Consider the following 19,028-nt stretch of genomic DNA (forward strand, 5'->3'; position numbering starts at 1 on the left):
AAACAAAAACAGCCGAAAATCTTTGTTTAGATTTCGGCTGTCGGGGGAAGGACTTTTTTGCAAAGGTCTCGGCCTTTGTTTTAGAGTAGATCCTGGATGGCTGAACGTTCTTCTTCTAATTCGGCCAGTGTGGCGGCAATACGTTTTTGGCTGAATTCATCCGACAAGTCCAAGCCTTGGACGATGCGGTAGCTGCCTTCGTCACAAATGACGGGGAAGCCGAAAATCAAACCTTCGGGAATGCCGTAAGAGCCGTCGGATGGAACGCCCATGGTTATCCATTTACCGCTGCTGCCGAGCAACCAGTCGCGTAGGTGGTAGATGGCGGCATTGGCGGCGGAAGCTGCGGATGATGAACCGCGTGCGGCAATAATGGCGGCACCACGTTCGGCGATTTTCGGCATGAAGACTTCGGTGTTCCAGTCGGGTTCGGTAATCATGTCTTGGACGGACTCGCCGTTACTGGTGGCGTAGCGGTAGTCGGCGTACATGGTCGGGCTGTGGTTGCCCCAGACGCACATTTGCTCGATGGAAGTAATCGGGCGGTTGATTTTTTCGGCAATTTGACTGACAGCGCGGTGGTGGTCGAGACGCATCAGGGCGGTGAAATTTTCCGGCGGGATGTCGGGTGCGGATTTCATGGCGATGTAGGCGTTGGTATTGGCTGGATTGCCGACGGCGAGGACTTTAACGTTGCGATTGGCAACTTTGTTCAACGCCGCGCCTTGTACTTTGAAAATTTCGCCATTGGCGTGCAGCAAGTCGGCGCGCTCCATGCCTTGGGTACGCGGGCGCGCTCCAATCAAGAGGGCGATGTCGGCATCTTTGAAGGCGACTTCGGGGTCGTCTGTGGCGAAGATGTCGGCAAGGAGCGGGAAGGCGCAATCCTGCATTTCCATAATCACGCCGCGCAATGCCTGTTGTGCCTGCGGCAGGTCGAGCAGCTGCAGGATAACGGGTTGGTCGCGTCCGAGCATGATGCCGCCGGCGATACGGAAGAGGGTGGCGTAGGCGATTTGGCCTGCCGCGCCGGTAACGGCGATTCGGACGGGTGGCTTGAGGGTCATATTTTTCCTTTTGAAGTCGTTGTTTTACTTGGTTTTCGGATTATAGCAGTATTATGTGGCAAATGATGTAAGAAGGCCGTCTGAAATTTGATTTTCAGACGGCCTGAAGTGTTTGAAAAGATTATTCGCCGTTTTTCTTTTCAGCTTGTTCTTCTGCTGCTTCATAGGCTTCAACGATTTTCTGCACCAAAGGATGGCGGACAACGTCTTCGCTGGTGAAGGTGTGGAAATATAGGCCTTCTACATCGCGCAGTTTTTCGCGTGCATCTTTCAAGCCAGATTTGATGTTGCGCGGCAAGTCGATTTGGCTGATGTCGCCGGTAATGACTGCTTTGGCACCGAAGCCGATACGGGTTAGGAACATTTTCATTTGTTCGGGGGTGGTGTTTTGCGCTTCGTCCAAAATGACATACGCGCCATTTAAGGTGCGGCCGCGCATATAGGCCAGCGGCGCAATTTCAATCAAACCTTTTTCCATCAGTTTGGTGACGCGGTCAAAGCCCATCAAGTCATAAAGCGCATCATAAAGCGGGCGCAGGTAGGGATCGACTTTTTGCGCCAAATCGCCCGGCAGGAAGCCTAATTTTTCGCCTGCTTCGACTGCAGGGCGTACCAAAACGATGCGTTCGATTTGGTGTTTTTCCATGGCATCGACTGCGGCGGCAACGGCAAGATAGGTCTTGCCCGTACCGGCAGGGCCTAAGCCGAACACGACATCATGGTTGAGCAAGGCGCGGATATAGCCGTTTTGGCGCGGGGTACGGCCGCCGATGCTGCCGCGTTTGGTGCGGAAATAGTATTGTTGGTCGTGGTGTTTTTCTTCGTGTTTTTCATCTGCGGTTTTGGCTTCGACGGCCGCGAGGCTGATGGCGTTGTCGTCCAAGTCGCCTTTTTCTGCGGCTTCGGCAAGCGACAGCAAGGCGCGACGGCCGGCGTGTGCCAGTTCGCCCATGAAGGTGAAATGTTCGAAGCGGCGGCTGATTTGGATATCAAGGGCTTTGCCTAAGGCTTCGAGATTGCTGTCGAGCGCGCCGCACAGGCGTTGCAACACGGTATTGTCAATTTCTTCAAACTGTAGATGGACGGTGTGGGTCATATCGGTTTCCGTAAATAAATCTAATTTTTCCGTATTATACCCTTGTTCAGACGGCCTGCTTTATAATACGTCGCTTCTTTTTAATAAACCGTTTCAATCAAAATGAATCAGACTGCTTCTCCTCAATCGGAATTTCTGCGCGGTATCAAAGAATGTTCCCCCATGCTGATCGGCTTGTTGCCGTGGGCGCTGATTTTGGGCATGCAGGGTGGGCAGAAAGGCATGAGTTGGCTGGAAATGCTGCTGATGACGGGCATGAACTTTGCCGGAGGTTCGGAATTTGCCGCAGTCAATTTGTGGGCAAATCCTTTGCCGATTATGCTGATTGCAACGGTTACGTTTATGATCAATTCGCGCCATATCCTGATGGGGGCGGCGATTGCGCCGTATATGAGGGATATGCCGCTGAAAAAGGCAATGCCCGCGCTGTTTTTTATGTGTGATGAAAGCTGGGCAATGGCGTTTGCTGAAATTCAAAAGCGTAAGGCGGCAGGTTTGCCTGCATTCAATATGCCGTTTTATGCCGGCGTGTGTTTTATTTTGTATGTAACGTGGATTGCTTTTGCGGCATTTGGCGCGGTAGTCGGACCGATGTTCGGCGATGTGGCGGCTTGGGGCTTCGGCATGGCGTTTCCTGCGGTGTTTTTGGTGTTGCTGCGCGGGATGTGGAAGAGCTTTGCGGCTTCGCGCCCTTGGTTTGTCAGCCTGATTGTGGCGTGCGCAACCTATTTGACCGTGGATGGCGCATGGTATGTTCCGGCCGGAACGTTATCGGGCCTGTTGGTGGCGTATTTGTGGGGAGAGCAAAAATGAAGGATTTGTTGTCGCTGCAATCGTTTTTGCTGTTTTTAAGCATGTTGGCCGTTACTTATTCAACCCGATTAATCGGCTTTTTTGCATTACGCAACCGTACGTTGAGCCGTCGTGCGCAAGTGGTTATGGAAGCCGCGCCAGGCTGCGTGTTGATTTCCGTGATTGCGCCTTATTTTGTGTCGGACAAACCGCATGAGCTGATTGCCATTGCTTTGACGGTATTGGCCGCCAGCCGGTTTTCGATGTTGATGACGGTATTAATCGGTGTTGGCACTTCGGGCATACTCGGTTATTTGATGAAATAAAAAATTTTCAGACGGCCTTACTTGTTATAATGGCCGTCTGAATTTTTTGATAAAGCAAAAACATGGCAAACCAACGACTCATCTATGGCTTTCACGCCGTCAATGCCCGTTTGTGGCAAAACCCGAAATCGATTACCGAACTCTATATCCAAGAGGGCAAATCCGATGCGCGCACCCGCGATGTATTGGATAAAGCGGCCTCTGAAAACGTGCGCGTGCATTTTGCCGATGCCGACCGCCTAAATGCCATCAGCAAAGGGGCACGCCATCAGGGTGTGGTCGGGTTTATCGATGCTTCCAAAAACCATGTTCACTTGGAAGATGTGTTGGAAAACCTGAGCGAACCCCCGTTTTTGCTGGTATTGGACGGCATTACCGACCCGCACAACCTCGGCGCGTGCCTGCGTACTGCCGATGCGATGGGCGTGCATGCCGTGATTGCGCCCAAAGACAAAAGTGCCGGTCTGAATGCGACCGTCAGTAAAGTTGCCTGTGGCGCGGCGGAAACCGTGCCGTATATTACCGTAACCAATCTTGCCCGTACTTTGCGTGAATTGAAAGAATACGGCATTTGGATTGTCGGCACGGACATGGGTGGCGACTCCGACCTTTACCACTGCGACTTGCCTGACAGCGTGGCTTGGGTAATGGGCAACGAAGGCGAAGGTATGCGCCGCCTGACGCGCGAACATTGCGATATGCTGATATCGATTCCGATGTTTGGCACGGTAGAAAGCATGAACGTTTCCGTCAGCGCAGGCATGGTATTGAGCGAAACCCGCCGTCAACGGGTGTTGAAAGCAGAGAAATAACGCTTAGGTTTATGAACTGAAAACGTCGTCTGAAAACTGGAAGTTTGGTTTTCAGACGACGTTTTTACCGAATTTTCATCGAATCCAAAGGCGTAATGACCAAACAATATGTGCTGCAACAACTATTGCCACACAGGAAAACTCTGTTTTCTATTGGGCAACTGAAAAAGTCACGGCAGAGGTTGATTTTGTTGTGCAACGTAAGCAAGCTGTGATTCCGATTGAAGTCAAAGTAGAAGAAAATTTAAAAGCGAAAAGTTTGAAAGTGTATGCAGAACAATTTCAACCTGAGCAAGCAATTCGATTTTCCATGGCAGATTATCGGGAACAAGATTGGCTGGTGAATGTGCCGTTGTATGGTTTTTTAATTACTAAATAATAAATTTATGGTTTTCCATTATTGCACTAATGTCAATCATCTACGAAGGTAAGGATTTCCGAGGGCTTGAATTAAGCTCTCCATTAACTAACGTTTATTTTCGCTCTAAATAGCTCGGGAAAAAGGCCGTCTGAATTTTGGAGTGTAGACCAATGTGTTATTTATAACAGTTGAGAGGAAAACCATAAGGTGATAAGATGGCCAAATCAGGTTTTTTTTACCTAAAATTGCAATAAAAAAGGGCTTATTATGTTAATCCAATTTTCTGTTGAAAATTATCGTTCAATCAAACAAGAACAGACGCTTTCGTTGGTTCGTGATTCAGGAACGGAAATGCCGGACAACTATTTTGATAGTAATGCGCCCGCTACACCGTCTTTATTAAAATCTGCCGTTATTTATGGAGCCAACGCTTCAGGCAAATCCAATGTAATCAAGGCATTATATTCAATGATTCAAATTCTTTCGGATTCCTTCAATAAGAAAGAGAAAGAACCAATCAGAACTAAATCTTTTCTTTTTGATGAAACATACAAAAACAATCCAACACATTATGACATTTCATTTGTTGTGGATTTACTCAATGATGAAGGTAGTTTGCAACCTACTAGAGTGGATTATGGCTTTATTGCTGATGACAAAAAAATCCATGAAGAATGGTTAAGTGTCTATCCAAAAGGTCGCGAACAAAACTGGTATTCCCGTGAGTATAACCAGCAGACCGAAAGCTACGATTGGAAAATGTCTGATTATTTCAAAGGCGAAAGAGTGAGTTGGAGAAATCAAACCAGACCGGATCAGCTATTCTTATCTAGTGCAGCACATTTAAATAGTGAACAAATCAAACCTATTTTTCATAGCCTCATCAATAGAATTCCAATTATTAGCACAGATAGAATCAGCAATGAGATGGCAAAAAAGCAATGTAAAAAATCTGAAAAAGATAAAAAGATCATGATTCAGTTATTGCGTTCTGCAGGTATCGAATTAGATGATATTGTTTTTGAAAAGCCTAAAGTAAATTTTGAAGAACTTCCTGATGATATTCCTGATTTCATTAAAAAGGAAATACTGCAAGATTTACAACGGCACATCATTGCCCAACACGAGACTTTTTTTGTATATTTGGATAATGAAAATAAACCACAAAAAATAAATTTAAGAGACGAATCAGATGGTACGCAAAAATTATTTGAGTTTTCAGGATTGATTCTGGAGGTTTTGCATAATGGCGATACTTTGGTTATTGATGAATTAAATAAAAGCCTACATCCTGATCTGGTTAGATTTTTGGTTAAACTATTCAATTCCCCAATTAACCAAAGAAATGCCCAGCTTATTTTTACAACACATGAAACATCTGTGTTAAGGAAAAATCTATTACGTCGGGATCAAATTTGGTTTTGTGAAAAAAATAAGGATAGATCAACAATGCTTTATCCATTAACAGATTTTAAACCGCATATCAATCGTGAAGATATTGAAGAATATTATTTGAGCGGTAAATATGGGGCAAAACCTATTTTCCAAGACTTTAATTTCCCATTCTCTTTTTGGGAGGATTAAGGCTATGGCAAAACGGAAAGCTCGAGATTTATCCCGTAAAGCACCAAAACGAGAAGCTTATAAAACCATTTTAATCGTTTGCGAAGGTGAGAAAACGGAAAAACTTTATTTTGAAGACTTGATTTCTACTGAAAACCTTTCTTCGGTAAATGTTCAAGTTTATTCTGGACGCGGTTCTGATCCTAAATCAGTGGTTGAAACTGCTATTGAAGAAAAAGATAAGCAAAGTCAACATTTAGAATTTGATGAAGTTTATTGTGTCATTGATAGAGATGCGCATCAAACCTTTGATGATGCCCAAAAGTTGGCGAAGAAACACAATATAAATTTGATTGTATCTTACCCAAGTTTTGAATATTGGTATCTTTGCCATTTTAAATATTCTCGCGCACCTATTGTGAAAACAGGCGATAAAAGTGCTGGTGATAATTGTGTTGCTTTACTTAATAACGAATGGAAAGCAAATTTTTCAATGAATTACAATAAGGCGCAGCAAGGTGTTTATAGGGCTTTGTTACCTTATATAGAAACAGCAATAGCAAACTCAAGAAGGGCTTTTAGAGAAGCGCAAACAGATGATGAGTTGAATCCATCTACCGAAGTTCATGACTTGGTTGATAAATTAAGGAAAATTAAGCAGTAATCTTATGAAAAATCGCTTCGAAATCTTAAAAGTCTTCTGTCTATTCGCCGAAACTCTGCAATTTAAAGAAATGGCTATTCTTTGATATTCCCTATCGTTCCCTTTAAAATGCGTTCATGTTTTTAAACGTATAAACTTAAGAAGCCGAATATGCCGCAACAAACCATGAATTTAATGCGCGAGTGCATTACTTTTGTGTATGTAATGTATCCTTGTTATTTAAAACCAAGAGGTCGTCTGAAACCATTTTCAGACGACCTCTTTTTAACTTTGCAGCAAACCCAAAGAATATTTCATCATTTCCTACTGGGAAAATATGTTGTTCATAAATTGAGATTTATTGCTTAATCATTTATCCGTACAATCCGCCTCATCAGATATTAAGGAGGCAACGATGAAAAAATGCCTGTATTATTTGTCGGACATGGCAGTCCGATGAATGTGTTGGATAAAGAAAATCCTTTCAATACCCACTATGTTTATGACTTGTGCAAGATTTTGTCGGGCTGAGACGATTTTGTAAAGGCCTCAGCCCCGATTTATCTTACATTAACTTTTCTTCCGGCGACGTTCGCCCGGCAGCAGCATATCTGCCCATTTGATGATGTTGGCGACTTCTGCCGGATTGAGTTCATAGAACTGGCCGCGTTTGAGGCGGTTTGGCAAGCCGATAGGGCCGAAGCCTACACGGACGAGACGGCTGACGGTCAGGCCTTGGCTTTCAAAAATGCGGCGTACTTCGCGGTTGCGGCCTTCTTTGATGACCACGTTATACCATTTGTTTGCGCCTTCGCCTCCTTGTTCGTAGATGCGTTCTACTTTTGCCAAACCGTCTTCGAGCATCACGCCTTCTTCGGTTAGGACGCGCATTTGTTCGGTGGTCAACTCGCCCAATACGCGTACGGCGTATTCGCGTTCGACTTCAAAGCTGGGGTGGGCAAAGCGTTGAACGAGTTCGCCTGAAGTGGTCAGGATCAAAAGGCCGCTGGTATTGATGTCCAACCGGCCGATGGCTACCCAGCGGCTGCTGGCTGCTTGCGGCAGGCGGTCGAAAATGCTGACGCGGCCTTGCGGGTCGTCGCGGGAAACGATTTCGCCTTCTTGTTTGTAGTAGAGGATGATGCGCGGCAGGCGGTCTGCCCATTTGAGTTTGATGATGCTGCCTTTGACGGTAACATGATCGTCGGGCGTAACTTTTTCACCCAGTTGGGCTACACGGCCGTTGACCGTTACCCAGCCGTTGCTGATCCATTCTTCCATTTCGCGGCGTGAGCCGACGCCGGAAGCAGCCAGGACTTTTTGCAGGCGCTCGGGTTCGAAGCGGGAAAGGTCGCTGCGGCGTTCTTTCAAATCGCGGGCGTGCTCCATGATTTTTTGGTTGGGGTTGCGGACAACCAGTTTTTTGGCTTTGGCAGCACGTTGTTTAGGCGCGGTATTTTGAGCTTTAGGGCCGTCTGAAACTTTTTGGCCGTAAGGTTTGCCTGATGTTTTTCGCTCGTCGTCGGGACGTTTTTTATTGGCAAAGGATTTGGCCGGTTTGGAGGGTTTTTGGGCGGTAGATGATACGCCGTCGCGCCATTGGCGTTTGCTGGAAGGCTGTTTGGACATGATTTTTCCTAACTCGCTTGAAAAAGCGGTTCTTCTGCGGCGGTTGCGGCAGGGGTTGGATTGGGGGAAAAGGCCGTCTGAAAATCAGATTCAGACGGCCTGCCGATGAAAGGCTGTATTGTAACTCAACCAGTAAATTTTTGTTTGAAAATCCGAAAATTATGGTGAAAGGCGTTCGCGTATCCAGTTGCCGTCAACCAGGCGGTATTGGATGCGGTCGTGCAGGCGGCTGGGGCGGCCTTGCCAGAATTCGATGCGGTCGGGAATAACGAGGTATCCGCCCCAATGCGGCGGGCGGGGAACATGCAGGGGATGTTTGACACCGACGGCCGCGGCCTTGGCCACCAATACGGCTTTGCTGGAAATCACTTCGCTTTGTGCGCTTGCCCATGCGCCGATACGGCTGGTATACGGACGGCTTTCAAAATATTCGTCCGAAGCGGCGGCGTCGAGTTTTTCAATGCGTCCTTCAATGCGCACTTGGCGTTCGAGTTCCGGCCAGAAAAAAGTCATGGCGGCAAAAGGGTGTGTCGTATAGGAGCGTCCTTTACGGCTGTGGTAATTGGTAAAGAAAACAAAGCCTTTGGGGTTGACTTCTTTCAGCAGTACCATGCGGCTGTTGGGCCTGCCGTCTTCGCCTACGGCGGCAACATTGACCGCTGTCGGCTCGTTGACTTCGGCGTGAATCGCTTCGTTCAGCCATTGCTCGAATTGGACAATCGGGTCGGCGTGGCATTCGGCTTCCGACAGCTCGCGTTTGCTGTAATCTTCGCGGATATTGTGCAGATCCATGATTTTTCTCCTTAGGTTTGACTGAATCATACCCCGTTTTTTCAGACGGCCTCAAGGGCATTTGTGTATAATCGTAGCCCTTTCCAATATAGAACAATACGGAGTCCTGTCATGCAAACCGAAGTCGAACTGAAAATCTTAAATCCGAAAATGGCCGATTCCCTGCCTGCTTATGCAACGCCCGGTTCTGCCGGTTTGGACTTGCGTGCCTGCCTGGATGAAGCTGTTGTATTGCAGCCGGGCGATGTGTATCTCGTGCCGACCGGTTTGGCGGTGCATTTGGCCAACCCTGCGTATGCAGCCGTTTTGTTGCCGCGTTCCGGCTTGGGTCATAAGCACGGTATTGTTTTGGGCAATTTGGTCGGTTTGATTGACTCGGATTATCAAGGCGAATTGAAGGTCTCTCTGTGGAACCGTGGTAAAGAAGCGTTTACCATCGAGCCGATGGAGCGTATCGCGCAGATGGTGATTGTGCCGGTTGTCCAAGCCGCGTTTAAGGTTGTGGACGAGTTTGCCGCCAGCGAGCGCGGTGAAGGCGGATTCGGCAGCACCGGCAAAGCCTGATGATTTAAAAGGCCGTCTGAAACGGGATAAATTGAAATATTCGATTTCGATTTGCCACTGTTTAGACGGCCTTTTTGTTGTGCCAACCTTTGCATAATTACACACAAGATTGCATTTTTATATCTTGCCTGCATGGCCGGCGCACCCAATAATACAGGCCGTCTGAAACCTTTACGGAGCGTTGTTATGTCCCGCCCCTCACTTTTTCTGCCTTTGTTTTTGATTATCTTTGGTGCGATTTGGTTTTTACGTGCTACGGATATTTTGCCTGCGACATCAACCATGATTGCCGGCGCATTAATTATTTTGGGCTTTGCCGTGTTGATTATGGACGGCATCAATAAACAGTCCATCGTTTCCGGTCCGATGCTGGTTTATATCGGTACAGCCATTTATCTGCACATGAGCTACTGGATTTACCTCTCGCCGTTATTGGCCATCGGCATGGTCGTGTTGGGTTGCCTGCTGTTGCTCTCGCGTAGCGATATGATTCCTGAAAAACACACAAAATAGAAAGATGAGAGATTTGGGTTTTGCCCTATAAAGGCCGTCTGAACAATGGTATAATCCGCCGACTCAGACGGCCTTTTTTATTGTGGTTTAAATTTAAAATTTGCCCTTACGGCCGCACCGTTTTCTTACATTTTGCAAAGTTTCCGCCATGACCCAAGACAAAATCCTTATTCTCGACTTCGGCTCGCAAGTTACCCAGCTGATCGCCCGCCGCGTGCGCGAAGCCCATGTTTACTGCGAACTGCATTCTTTCGACATGCCTTTGGAAGAAATCAAAGCCTTCAACCCCAAAGGCATCATTCTCTCCGGCGGCCCTAATTCCGTTTACGAATCCGATTATCAAGCCGATACCGGTATTTTTGATTTGGGCATTCCGGTTTTGGGCATCTGCTACGGCATGCAATTTATGGCGCACCACTTGGGCGGCGAAGTTACCCCGGGCAACCAACGCGAATTCGGTTATGCGCAAGTTAAAACCATTGACAGCGAGCTGACACGCGGCATTCAAGACGATGCGCCAAACACGCTCGACGTATGGATGAGCCATGGCGATAAAGTTTCCAAACTGCCTACCGGCTTCTCTGTCATCGGCGATACCCCGTCTTGCCCGATTGCCATGATGGAAAACGCCGAGAAACAATTCTACGGCATCCAATTCCACCCTGAAGTGACACACACCAAACAAGGCCGCGCCCTGTTGAACCGCTTTGTCTTGGATATTTGCGGTGCACAACCCAGCTGGACCATGCCGAACTACATCGAAGAAGCCGTCGCCAAAATCCGCGAACAAGTCGGCAGCGATGAAGTGATTTTAGGTCTGTCCGGCGGCGTGGACTCTTCCGTAGCGGCCGCGCTGATTCACCGTGCCATCGGCGACCAACTGACCTGCGTGTTTGTTGACCACGGTCTGTTGCGTTTGAACGAAGGCAAAATGGTGATGGACATGTTTGCCCGCAACTTGGGCGTACGCGTGATTCACGTTGATGCCGAAGAGCAGTTTTTGGCGAAACTTGCCGGCGTGACCGACCCAGAGAAAAAACGCAAAATCATCGGTGCGGAATTTATCGAAGTATTTGATGCTGAAGAGAAAAAACTCACCAACGCCAAATGGTTGGCGCAAGGTACGATTTACCCTGACGTAATCGAATCCGCAGGCGCAAAAACCAAAAAAGCCCACGCCATCAAATCCCACCACAACGTCGGCGGCCTGCCTGAAAACATGAAGCTCAAGCTGCTTGAGCCTTTGCGTGATTTGTTCAAAGACGAAGTACGCGAATTGGGCGTCGCTTTGGGCCTGCCGCGTGAAATGGTGTACCGTCATCCGTTCCCGGGTCCAGGTTTGGGCGTGCGTATCTTGGGTGAAGTGAAAAAAGAATACGCCGACTTGCTCCGTCAGGCAGACGATATTTTCATTCAAGAATTGCGCAACACCACCGACGAAAACGGCACATCTTGGTACGACCTGACCAGCCAAGCCTTTGCCGTATTCCTGCCTGTGAAATCCGTTGGCGTAATGGGCGACGGACGCACTTACGACTACGTCGTCGCACTGCGCGCAGTCATCACCAGCGACTTCATGACCGCGCACTGGGCTGAGCTGCCTTACTCGCTGCTTGGCCGCGTGTCCAACCGCATCATCAACGAAGTCAAAGGCATTAACCGTGTGGTTTACGATGTCAGCGGCAAACCGCCTGCCACGATTGAATGGGAATAATCCCTAAATAATAAAGGCCATCTGAACAGATATTGTTCAGACGGCCTTATTCTTTGGGAACTAAGCCCAATTAAAATTGATTTTTTAATTCACGCAAAGCGGCGAAGACTTCGAGTTCGCTGTTTAATTTTCGTCCGCTCAATTCTTCGGCGCGTGCCTGAACTTGGGGCAGGTGAACGCGTAAAAAAGGGTTGACTTTGCGTTCGTGCGCCAGGCTGACAGGCAGCGTCGGCGTGTGTTCGGCAGCGGCCAAGGCTGTCTGAATATCGGCGTTGTCCGGCTCGATATGCTGGGCAAAGCGCAGATTGGAGGCGGTATATTCGTGCGCCGGATAAAACAGCGTTTCTTCGGGCAGCTGGTTGAATCGGTGGAAGCTGTCGTAAAGCTGCTCAATCGTTCCGGTAAATACGCGGCCGCAACCTGCTGAGAACAAGGTATCACCGCAGAAAACGTGCAGGCCGTCTGAATTTTCCAGCAGATAGCTGATGTGGCGGTCGGTATGGCCGGGAGTTGCCCAAACGGTAACCAAGCCTTCTCCAAACGAGAACTGCGTACCTGCGGTAACGGTATGCGTCGCTACGTTGATGTCGCTTTCGCCATAGATTGGGGATTCTAAAAAGCCGTGGAACAGGCTTTTCGCGCCGCCGGTATGGTCGGGGTGTGGATGGGTAATCCATGTTTGTGCCAGCATCAGGCGGTTGTGGACGAGGAATTTCAAAACGGGCGTGGCATCGGACGGATCGACGCAGGCAGCATGGTTGCCTTCTTGAATCATCCAGATGTAGTTGTCGTTTAGGGCTTGGATTGGCGTGATTTTCATATGCTTTCTTCTGGTTTGGGGTTTCAGACGGCCTCTAGATAATCTTTGATATTCGGGCTTTGGCCGAACACAGCTTCATGGGCTTGATAGATGCACAGTCGGTTGAACAGCAATCTTTGGGTTTGGTCGCCGTCGATAATCCGCACTTGGCCTTGCAGTTTGGGCGCGTCGTGATGAAAGGTATTCTTAAACGCGTGCCAACGGTCGGTTTGCAGATGGACGACGGCAAACATATCGTGCGAGATATTAACGCCGACGCTGAATAGCTTGGCCGAGGCTTGCAGGCAGAAACTGCTGTCGCCAAACAGGCACAGCCCCGTGTTTTCCGGATAGCGGAACAATTCGATTTTCACGGCTTCGGGTTCGGCAAAGATGTTGCAAAACAGCCGTTCAAACAACGACGGCTGCGCCACGCCTTCGCTCAACATACCGTAAAGTCCGCCCAGCCAATCGACATAGCCGAGAAAAGTGAAACGGTAGTCCTGCATAATGGCTTCGATGCGCTTGGGGTCGCGTTTGCTGATCAAGCGGACAAATTCAAAACCGACTTCCGGCAGCCGCGCCCGCAGTGTTTGATGCAGTCGGTGGGCAAACAGGTTTTTATGGTTGTGCGGATTGCGCAGGATACCGAGGAATTTCAGTCGCAATATCCGCCACAAGGCATCCGGTACTTTGACGGTATCGGCATTTGCCGTAGTTGTTTTCAGACGGCCTGCAGGTAAGGTGCGCAGATGATTGCAGGCCTCTTCGTAGCCGCTTTCATGACGGTTGAACCAGCTTTCCAGATTGTATTGGTTGGCGGAGTCTTCGACAAAGGTCAGCGTATAGAGGTTTTTCGCCGCCAAGTTGCCGATGATGTTGACGCTTATCGCTTCGCTGCGGTTTTGTTCTTTGCTACGGGCTTTTTCGCCAGTATGAAACATTGACAGAGGCAGGCGGTAAACGTTTTGGTTTTGCGGGCTGACCTGCGGATTATGCGCATGCTGCCGCTGCTCGGTTTGGGCGATGAAGTGGTGTTCCTTCGTCGGATTCGCAGTCAACAGGGCGTAAGGCTTTTCTCCGCATTCGGAAAATTCACAATCGCTGAGGATAAAGGCTTGTCGAGTCATAATGTCGGGAAAGGCCGTCTGAATATGTCGATTATAGTTTAAAAGTGGCAATTATACAGAATGACGGCGACGAGTTTGGTCTTTATACGCAAAAGGACGCAAAAAGGTCATCTGAAAACGGATATAGCGAGGTTCGCTAAATCGTTTTCAGACAACCTTAAATCAACGGACTGTTCAACACTATTTATTCTTCTTTTTGGAAAACATGGTTGAGGTGATACTCGAAATATTTTTCGCTTTCAGGTTCGATTTTTAATTTCATATCGGGAGAAATTCCAAGCCGCTTTTGATTTTCCAGATCGATTTTCGGACTGATTTTTATCGTACCGTCGGCATCAAACGTAATCAGTCCGCTATCGAATAATGCGTCAATATTGGGTGCGAGCATCAGTCCATTGAAGGGATCTAACCTCTCTTCATTATTGCATTTGCTCCAAGGTTTGATATGGCTGGCAATAAGTAAAGACCGAACATCTAGACCTGTTAGCGGGCAGTTCGGATACAGTTCGAGTAGTTTTTGCCGGAATCTGCCTTGCCCTTGACGGGCTTTTATCAAAGTTTCAATTTCGGTTCGCTTTTCTGGATTAGTCTCGGAGGCTAAACATTCTTCGAGTTCGTCTATATCAGATTTTAAGGACAGGGTAGAAGCTACCTGAAAATTTGGTATTCCCATGAGCCGTCCTACCAGTAATCCGTTTTTCTTACAGGTTCCGCATGGAGTTAGTTCTCTCCTGTATTCATCCAGGCTCCATTTTTCAAGTTCTTCAATTGAGTTTGAGCAAACTTTGAAATATTTTCCAGTTGTGCGCCCCGGCCTTTTATTTAGTTGGTTACAATTAGCAAAATGTATTTTGGGATAATCTTTCCAAATCTTAGAAGGGTCTTTAGTTTGATCTATATTTAATACAAATCCATTTGGGTTTTCATCAATCCATTTAATATAGTCATCATCATTCGGCATGTTTTTAAAAATTACTATGTTAGACATAAGCTTCTCCAAATCTTTCTATAAATTCAATTAAGTTTATTTGTATATAGGTTCGGGACAAAAAATCTAGGCCGTCATTCCCGCGCAGGCGGGAATGACGGCGGTCGGCTCGGTCTTATACGCAAAAGAACATAAAGGTCGTCTGAAAACAGATATAGCAGGTTTCACTAAATCGTTTTCAGACGACCTTTTCTTTAAAGCCGAATCAAATCAGCCTGCCGGTTAACCCAAAGCCTTCCTTGCTCCGGCGAAGAGGCGGTACCAGCCGGACAGTTCCGTCCAGTCTTCCGGTTTCCAGCTCATTTGTGCGGCGCGGTACACGCGTTCGGGGTGGGGCATCATGATGGTGACGCGGCCGTCGGCGTTGGTCACACCGGCGATACCTTGAGGAGAGCCGTTAGGGTTGAGCGGATAAGTTTGGGTCACTTGGTTTTGACCGTCCACATATTGCAGCGCAATGCCCAAATCGGCGGAAATATTGCCGCCGTGAAGTGCGAAGTCGGCGCGGCCTTCGCCGTGGCTGACCACGACAGGCAGGCTGGAGCCTTGCATTTCGTTCAGAATCAGCGATGCGGATTTTGGAACATGAACCATACTCAGGCGCGCTTCAAACTGTTCGCTCAAGTTGCGTTTGAACTTCGGCCATGTTTCTGCGCCCGGGATAATCTCGGCAAGGTTGCTGACCATTTGACAGCCGTTGCACACGCCCAATGTCAGCGTGTTCGGGTCGGCGAAGAAGGCGGCAAATTGGTCGCGCAGAGCAGGGTGGAACAGGATGGATTTCGCCCAGCCTTCGCCTGCGCCGAGTACGTCGCCGTAGCTGAAGCCGCCGCACGCCGCCAGCATTTTGAAGTCGGTAAGGTGGACGCGGCCTGCCATCAGGTCGGACATATGCACGTCGTAAGCATCGAATCCGGCGCGGGTGAAGGCGGCGGCCATTTCGATTTGTCCGTTCACGCCCTGTTCGCGCAGGATGGCGATTTTGGGTTTCGCGCCGCTGTTGACGAAAGGCGCGGCGATGTCTTCGTTCACGTCGAACTTCACGTCGGCAAACAATGCGCTGCGGTCGTTGTCGTCAATCAGGGCAAACTCACTGTCGGCGCAGGCAGGGTTGTCGCGCAGACGTTGAATGGCGTGGCTGGTTTCCTGCCATGCGCGTTGCAGGTCGGTAAGGGATTGATTGAAAAATTCTTCTCCTGCATTGATGACCATATGGCCGCTGTCGGCAAACTCTCCCAAATGGTGCAGCGTGAGATTCAGTTTCTCGCACAAATTGAAAATATATTCGTGGTCGGCAGCGTGAACAGCAATAACGGCTCCTAATTCTTCGTTAAACAGGGTAGTTAGGACAAATTTTTGCCATTCTTGAGACGAGTAATACTCGTTTTGAACGTTAATATTTTTACTTACCATTGTCAGCAGGTCGAGATTCATGCCACGGCGAGAAGCAAATGCCATTTCTGCCAGAGTCACAAACAAACCGCCGTCGCTGCGGTCGTGGTAGGCCAGCAACTTATCTTCTTGAACGAGTTGCTGAATTAACTGATAAAACGCTTTCAGATGGCCTGCATCAATATCAGGTGCTTCGCCGCCGCTTCGGTTATACACTTGAGCCAGTGCAGACCCACCCATACGGCACTTGTTGTTGCCTAAGTCAATCATCAGCAGAATAGCGAATGAATTGGCATTGTCTTTTAATACGGGCGTAACGGTTTTGCGTACGTCTTGAACTGGCGCGAACGCGGAGATAATCAGGCTCAACGGCGAGACGACAGATTTTTTCTCTTCGCCGTCCTGCCACACGGTTTTCATTGACAGGCTGTCTTTGCCTACGGGGATGCTCAGATCCAATGCCTGACAGGCTTGGGAGACGGCTTCGACGGTGCGGTAAAGTTTTTCGTCTTCGCCTTCGTTGCCGCATGCCGCCATCCAGTTGGCGGAGAGTTTGATATTGCCGATGTCGCCGATGTTGACTGCCGCGATGTTGGTGATGGCTTCGCCGACGCACATTCTGCCCGAAGCAGGCGCGTCAAACAGGGCGACAGTCGGTTTTTCTCCCATAGACATCGCTTCGCCACGATAGGTATTGAAGCCCATCATGGTAACGGCGCAGTCGGCTACGGGGGTTTGGTATTTGCCGACCATTTGGTCGCGGTGGGTCATGCCGCCGACACTGCGGTCGCCGATGGTAATTAGGAAGTTTTTAGCAGCTACGGTAGGCAGACGCAGAACGCGGTAGGCGGCTTCGGTAATGTCGATATCGCCGGCGTTAAACGGTTTTTCAGACGGCGTAACTGTTTTGTCGGTGCGCGTGGTTTTGGGTGGTTTGCCAAGCAAAACGTTCAACGGCAAATCGACAGGATTGTTGGAGAACAAGTCGTCGCGCACTTTCAAATGGCCGTCGTCGGTCGCCGTGCCGACCACGGCAAATGGGCAGCGTTCGCGTTCGCAGATGGCGCGGAAGGTGTCCAAATCTTTTTCCAAAATCGACAACACATAACGCTCTTGCGATTCGTTACACCAAATTTGCAATGGGCTGAGGCCGTGTTCTTCCAGCGGTACTTCGCGCAGTTTGAATACCGCGCCGCGGCCGGCATCGTTGACGAGTTCAGGGAAGGCGTTGGACAAGCCACCTGCGCCGACATCGTGGATGGAGATAATCGGGTTTTGGTCGCCAAGCTGCCAGCAACGGTCGATGACTTCTTGCGCGCGGCGTTCGATTTCGGGGTTGCCGCGTTGTACGGAGTTGAAGTCCAAAGATGCGTCGTTTGTGCCGGTGTTCATGGAAGAGGCTGCGCCGCCGCCCAAGCCGATGAGCATACCCGGGCCGCCCAGTTGGATAAGCAATGCGCCTTCGGGGATTTCGTCTTTGTGTGTTTGCTGTGCCTGAATGCTGCCCAAGCCGCCGGCAATCATAATCGGTTTGTGATAGCCGCGAACCTGACCGTCGAACTTCTCTTCAAAAGTACGGAAGTAGCCCAAGAGGTTCGGACGGCCGAATTCGTTGTTGAACGCTGCGCCGCCGATCGGGCCTTCAATCATGATGTCTAAAGGAGAAGCAATATGGCCGGGTTTGCCGTAAGCTTGTTCCCAAGGTTGCTCCAAGCCAGGGATATTCAGGTTGGAGACGGTAAAGCCGGTCAAGCCTGCTTTCGGACGTGAGCCTTTACCTGTTGCGCCTTCATCGCGGATTTCACCGCCCGCGCCCGTTGCCGCGCCCGCAAACGGCGCGATGGCGGTCGGGTGGTTGTGTGTTTCCACTTTCATGATGATATGGGTGTCTTCTTCGTGGAAACGGTAGCCTTGGTTTTCTGCCGCATTTGGATAGAAACGTTCGACTTTTGCGCCTTCGATCACGGACGAATTGTCTTTATAGGCAACGACCGTGCCTTCGGGATGCGCATTGTGTGTGTCGCGAATCATGCCGAAAAGGGATTTCGGTTGTTTTTCGCCGTTGAGGATGAAGTCGGCGTTGAAGATTTTGTGGCGGCAGTGTTCGCTGTTTGCCTGCGCGAACATCATCAATTCCACATCGGACGGATTGCGGTTTAAAACTTGGTAGTTTTCGACCAGATAATCGATTTCGTCGGCTGAAAGCGCCAAGCCCATTTCGGTATTGGCTTTGACCAATGCCTCTTTACCGCCGCCCAATACATCTACGCTGGAGAAGGTTTCCGATTGGATATGGTGGAACAGTTGCGCCGCCGCATCGATGTCGGTCAACACGCTTTCGGTCATGCGGTCGTGCAACAGGGCTGCCCATTGTTGTTTTTGCCCGTCGGTAAGCGCACCTTCCAACCATACGGCCATGCCGCGTTCGATACGTTCAATGCCTTCCAAACCGCAGTTTTCGGCGATATTGGTTGCTTTGGAAGCCCAAGGAGAAATGGTGCCCAAACGGGGCGTTACCAAAAATAAATGCAAGCCCTCGCGCGCTTTGGGCGTTTGTTCAACGCTTTGCGCTGCCAGTAAGGCTTGCAGTTTTTCGACTGTCGCGGCATCAAGTGCTTTTTCGCTACCGACAAAATACCAAAATTCGCTGCTTAATTTGACTTCGGGCAGGCCGAGGGCGGCTGCTTTTTGGAAGAGTTTTTCAACACGGAAATCGGAAAGGGCGGTTACACCGCGCAAGGGCAGAACAACAGACATGGATTCAGCTCACAAAATGCAGTTGGGGAATCCATTATTATACCTGAAAAATGCAATTTTGCTTGTGAATTTATACTTCAAGTGTTGACA

The 19,028-nt window shown here is 49.0% G+C and carries 16 protein-coding genes and 2 pseudogenes; 10 read left to right on the top strand and 8 right to left on the bottom strand.

What is annotated here, in order from left to right; translation table 11 throughout:
- Nucleotides 1–80: 80 nt before the first annotated feature.
- Nucleotides 81–1,067 carry a malate dehydrogenase gene (locus HMPREF3047_RS00820; RefSeq protein WP_070711925.1) on the bottom strand — a complete coding sequence of 329 codons (987 nt, stop codon included), beginning with the start codon at nucleotides 1,065–1,067 and terminating at the stop codon, nucleotides 81–83.
- Nucleotides 1,068–1,188: 121 nt separating this feature from the next.
- The gene (locus tag HMPREF3047_RS00825) at nucleotides 1,189–2,163 is read right to left on the bottom strand and encodes a PhoH family protein (RefSeq protein WP_004520317.1); all 975 of its coding nucleotides are present in this window, start codon (nucleotides 2,161–2,163) and stop codon (nucleotides 1,189–1,191) included.
- Nucleotides 2,164–2,265: 102 nt separating this feature from the next.
- Between HMPREF3047_RS00825 and HMPREF3047_RS00830 the strand changes: the two genes are divergently transcribed.
- The 7 genes and pseudogenes from HMPREF3047_RS00830 to HMPREF3047_RS11485 all read left to right on the top strand — a co-directional run.
- Nucleotides 2,266–2,976, top strand: coding sequence for an AzlC family ABC transporter permease (locus HMPREF3047_RS00830; RefSeq protein WP_070711926.1), 711 nt, complete (start codon nucleotides 2,266–2,268; stop codon nucleotides 2,974–2,976).
- Entirely contained in the window at nucleotides 2,973–3,281 is a 309-nt protein-coding gene (locus HMPREF3047_RS00835) for an AzlD family protein (protein WP_070711927.1), read from the top strand. Before HMPREF3047_RS00830 ends, HMPREF3047_RS00835 begins: the two co-directional genes overlap by 4 nt.
- 62 nt (nucleotides 3,282–3,343) lie before the next feature.
- The gene (rlmB, locus tag HMPREF3047_RS00840) at nucleotides 3,344–4,093 is read left to right on the top strand and encodes a 23S rRNA (guanosine(2251)-2'-O)-methyltransferase RlmB (RefSeq protein WP_003680716.1); all 750 of its coding nucleotides are present in this window, start codon (nucleotides 3,344–3,346) and stop codon (nucleotides 4,091–4,093) included.
- Between the two features lie 68 nt (nucleotides 4,094–4,161).
- Nucleotides 4,162–4,472 (top strand): annotated as a pseudogene (locus tag HMPREF3047_RS10825) (DUF4143 domain-containing protein); the annotation flags it as partial.
- A 249-nt stretch (nucleotides 4,473–4,721) separates the two neighbouring features.
- On the top strand, nucleotides 4,722–6,038 hold the full coding sequence (locus tag HMPREF3047_RS00850) for an AAA family ATPase (RefSeq protein ID WP_049322073.1): 1,317 nt from the start codon (nucleotides 4,722–4,724) through the stop codon (nucleotides 6,036–6,038).
- A gap of 4 nt (nucleotides 6,039–6,042) precedes the next feature.
- Nucleotides 6,043–6,681 (top strand): RloB family protein, encoded by a 639-nt coding sequence (locus HMPREF3047_RS00855; RefSeq protein ID WP_049322076.1) that lies wholly within the window; start codon nucleotides 6,043–6,045, stop codon nucleotides 6,679–6,681.
- Between the two features lie 402 nt (nucleotides 6,682–7,083).
- A pseudogene (locus tag HMPREF3047_RS11485) lies at nucleotides 7,084–7,155 on the top strand (dioxygenase); the annotation flags it as partial.
- Nucleotides 7,156–7,230: 75 nt separating this feature from the next.
- Here the strand turns inward: HMPREF3047_RS11485 and HMPREF3047_RS00860 are convergent.
- Together HMPREF3047_RS00860 and pdxH are read right to left on the bottom strand one after the other, a co-directional pair.
- Nucleotides 7,231–8,289: a pseudouridine synthase gene (locus HMPREF3047_RS00860; protein ID WP_070711928.1), complete on the bottom strand. Its 1,059-nt coding sequence runs from the start codon at nucleotides 8,287–8,289 to the stop codon at nucleotides 7,231–7,233.
- 159 nt (nucleotides 8,290–8,448) lie between these two features.
- Complete coding sequence (pdxH, locus tag HMPREF3047_RS00865; protein WP_070711929.1) at nucleotides 8,449–9,081, bottom strand: pyridoxamine 5'-phosphate oxidase; 633 nt, start codon at nucleotides 9,079–9,081, stop codon at nucleotides 8,449–8,451.
- A gap of 111 nt (nucleotides 9,082–9,192) precedes the next feature.
- On the opposite strand from pdxH, the gene dut reads away from it, so the two are divergent.
- From dut to guaA, 3 genes are all read left to right on the top strand, one after another.
- Entirely contained in the window at nucleotides 9,193–9,645 is a 453-nt protein-coding gene (gene dut / locus HMPREF3047_RS00870) for a dUTP diphosphatase (protein ID WP_003680707.1), read from the top strand.
- Nucleotides 9,646–9,831: 186 nt separating this feature from the next.
- Nucleotides 9,832–10,158, top strand: a complete 327-nt coding sequence (locus tag HMPREF3047_RS00875) for a hypothetical protein (RefSeq protein ID WP_039862324.1) — start codon at nucleotides 9,832–9,834, stop codon at nucleotides 10,156–10,158.
- Nucleotides 10,159–10,306: 148 nt separating this feature from the next.
- Nucleotides 10,307–11,872 (top strand): glutamine-hydrolyzing GMP synthase, encoded by a 1,566-nt coding sequence (gene guaA / locus HMPREF3047_RS00880; protein ID WP_070461856.1) that lies wholly within the window; start codon nucleotides 10,307–10,309, stop codon nucleotides 11,870–11,872.
- Nucleotides 11,873–11,942: 70 nt separating this feature from the next.
- Here guaA and gloB read toward each other — a convergent pair whose 3' ends face one another.
- The 4 genes from gloB to purL form a co-directional block, all read right to left on the bottom strand.
- The gene (gloB, locus tag HMPREF3047_RS00885; protein ID WP_070711930.1) at nucleotides 11,943–12,692 is read right to left on the bottom strand and encodes a hydroxyacylglutathione hydrolase; all 750 of its coding nucleotides are present in this window, start codon (nucleotides 12,690–12,692) and stop codon (nucleotides 11,943–11,945) included.
- 23 nt (nucleotides 12,693–12,715) lie between these two features.
- Nucleotides 12,716–13,801: a hypothetical protein gene (locus HMPREF3047_RS00890; protein WP_070711931.1), complete on the bottom strand. Its 1,086-nt coding sequence runs from the start codon at nucleotides 13,799–13,801 to the stop codon at nucleotides 12,716–12,718.
- A 184-nt stretch (nucleotides 13,802–13,985) separates the two neighbouring features.
- Nucleotides 13,986–14,789, bottom strand: coding sequence for an HNH endonuclease (locus tag HMPREF3047_RS00895; RefSeq protein ID WP_070711932.1), 804 nt, complete (start codon nucleotides 14,787–14,789; stop codon nucleotides 13,986–13,988).
- Nucleotides 14,790–15,011: 222 nt separating this feature from the next.
- Nucleotides 15,012–18,938 (bottom strand): phosphoribosylformylglycinamidine synthase, encoded by a 3,927-nt coding sequence (gene purL, locus HMPREF3047_RS00900; protein ID WP_070711933.1) that lies wholly within the window; start codon nucleotides 18,936–18,938, stop codon nucleotides 15,012–15,014.
- Nucleotides 18,939–19,028: the final 90 nt, after the last annotated feature.

Origin of the sequence: Neisseria sp. HMSC075C10 (genome assembly GCF_001815615.1) — a bacterium.
GTDB classification, from domain to species: domain Bacteria; phylum Pseudomonadota; class Gammaproteobacteria; order Burkholderiales; family Neisseriaceae; genus Neisseria; species Neisseria subflava_A.

Bases quoted from the DNA above. Each gene is read 5' to 3' on its own strand.
- HMPREF3047_RS00850 (WP_049322073.1), top strand. From the start codon at position 4,722: ATGTTAATCCAATTTTCTGTTGAAAATTATCGTTCAATCAAACAAGAA.
- dut (WP_003680707.1), top strand. From the start codon at position 9,193: ATGCAAACCGAAGTCGAACTGAAAATCTTAAATCCGAAAATGGCCGAT.
- gloB (WP_070711930.1), bottom strand. From the start codon at position 12,692: ATGAAAATCACGCCAATCCAAGCCCTAAACGACAACTACATCTGGATG.
- HMPREF3047_RS00855 (WP_049322076.1), top strand. From the start codon at position 6,043: ATGGCAAAACGGAAAGCTCGAGATTTATCCCGTAAAGCACCAAAACGA.
- guaA (WP_070461856.1), top strand. From the start codon at position 10,307: ATGACCCAAGACAAAATCCTTATTCTCGACTTCGGCTCGCAAGTTACC.
- purL (WP_070711933.1), bottom strand. From the start codon at position 18,938: ATGTCTGTTGTTCTGCCCTTGCGCGGTGTAACCGCCCTTTCCGATTTC.
- HMPREF3047_RS00835 (WP_070711927.1), top strand. From the start codon at position 2,973: ATGAAGGATTTGTTGTCGCTGCAATCGTTTTTGCTGTTTTTAAGCATG.
- HMPREF3047_RS00825 (WP_004520317.1), bottom strand. From the start codon at position 2,163: ATGACCCACACCGTCCATCTACAGTTTGAAGAAATTGACAATACCGTG.
- HMPREF3047_RS00875 (WP_039862324.1), top strand. From the start codon at position 9,832: ATGTCCCGCCCCTCACTTTTTCTGCCTTTGTTTTTGATTATCTTTGGT.
- rlmB (WP_003680716.1), top strand. From the start codon at position 3,344: ATGGCAAACCAACGACTCATCTATGGCTTTCACGCCGTCAATGCCCGT.
- HMPREF3047_RS00820 (WP_070711925.1), bottom strand. From the start codon at position 1,067: ATGACCCTCAAGCCACCCGTCCGAATCGCCGTTACCGGCGCGGCAGGC.
- HMPREF3047_RS00830 (WP_070711926.1), top strand. From the start codon at position 2,266: ATGAATCAGACTGCTTCTCCTCAATCGGAATTTCTGCGCGGTATCAAA.
- HMPREF3047_RS00860 (WP_070711928.1), bottom strand. From the start codon at position 8,289: ATGTCCAAACAGCCTTCCAGCAAACGCCAATGGCGCGACGGCGTATCA.
- HMPREF3047_RS00895 (WP_070711932.1), bottom strand. From the start codon at position 14,789: ATGTCTAACATAGTAATTTTTAAAAACATGCCGAATGATGATGACTAT.
- pdxH (WP_070711929.1), bottom strand. From the start codon at position 9,081: ATGGATCTGCACAATATCCGCGAAGATTACAGCAAACGCGAGCTGTCG.
- HMPREF3047_RS00890 (WP_070711931.1), bottom strand. From the start codon at position 13,801: ATGACTCGACAAGCCTTTATCCTCAGCGATTGTGAATTTTCCGAATGC.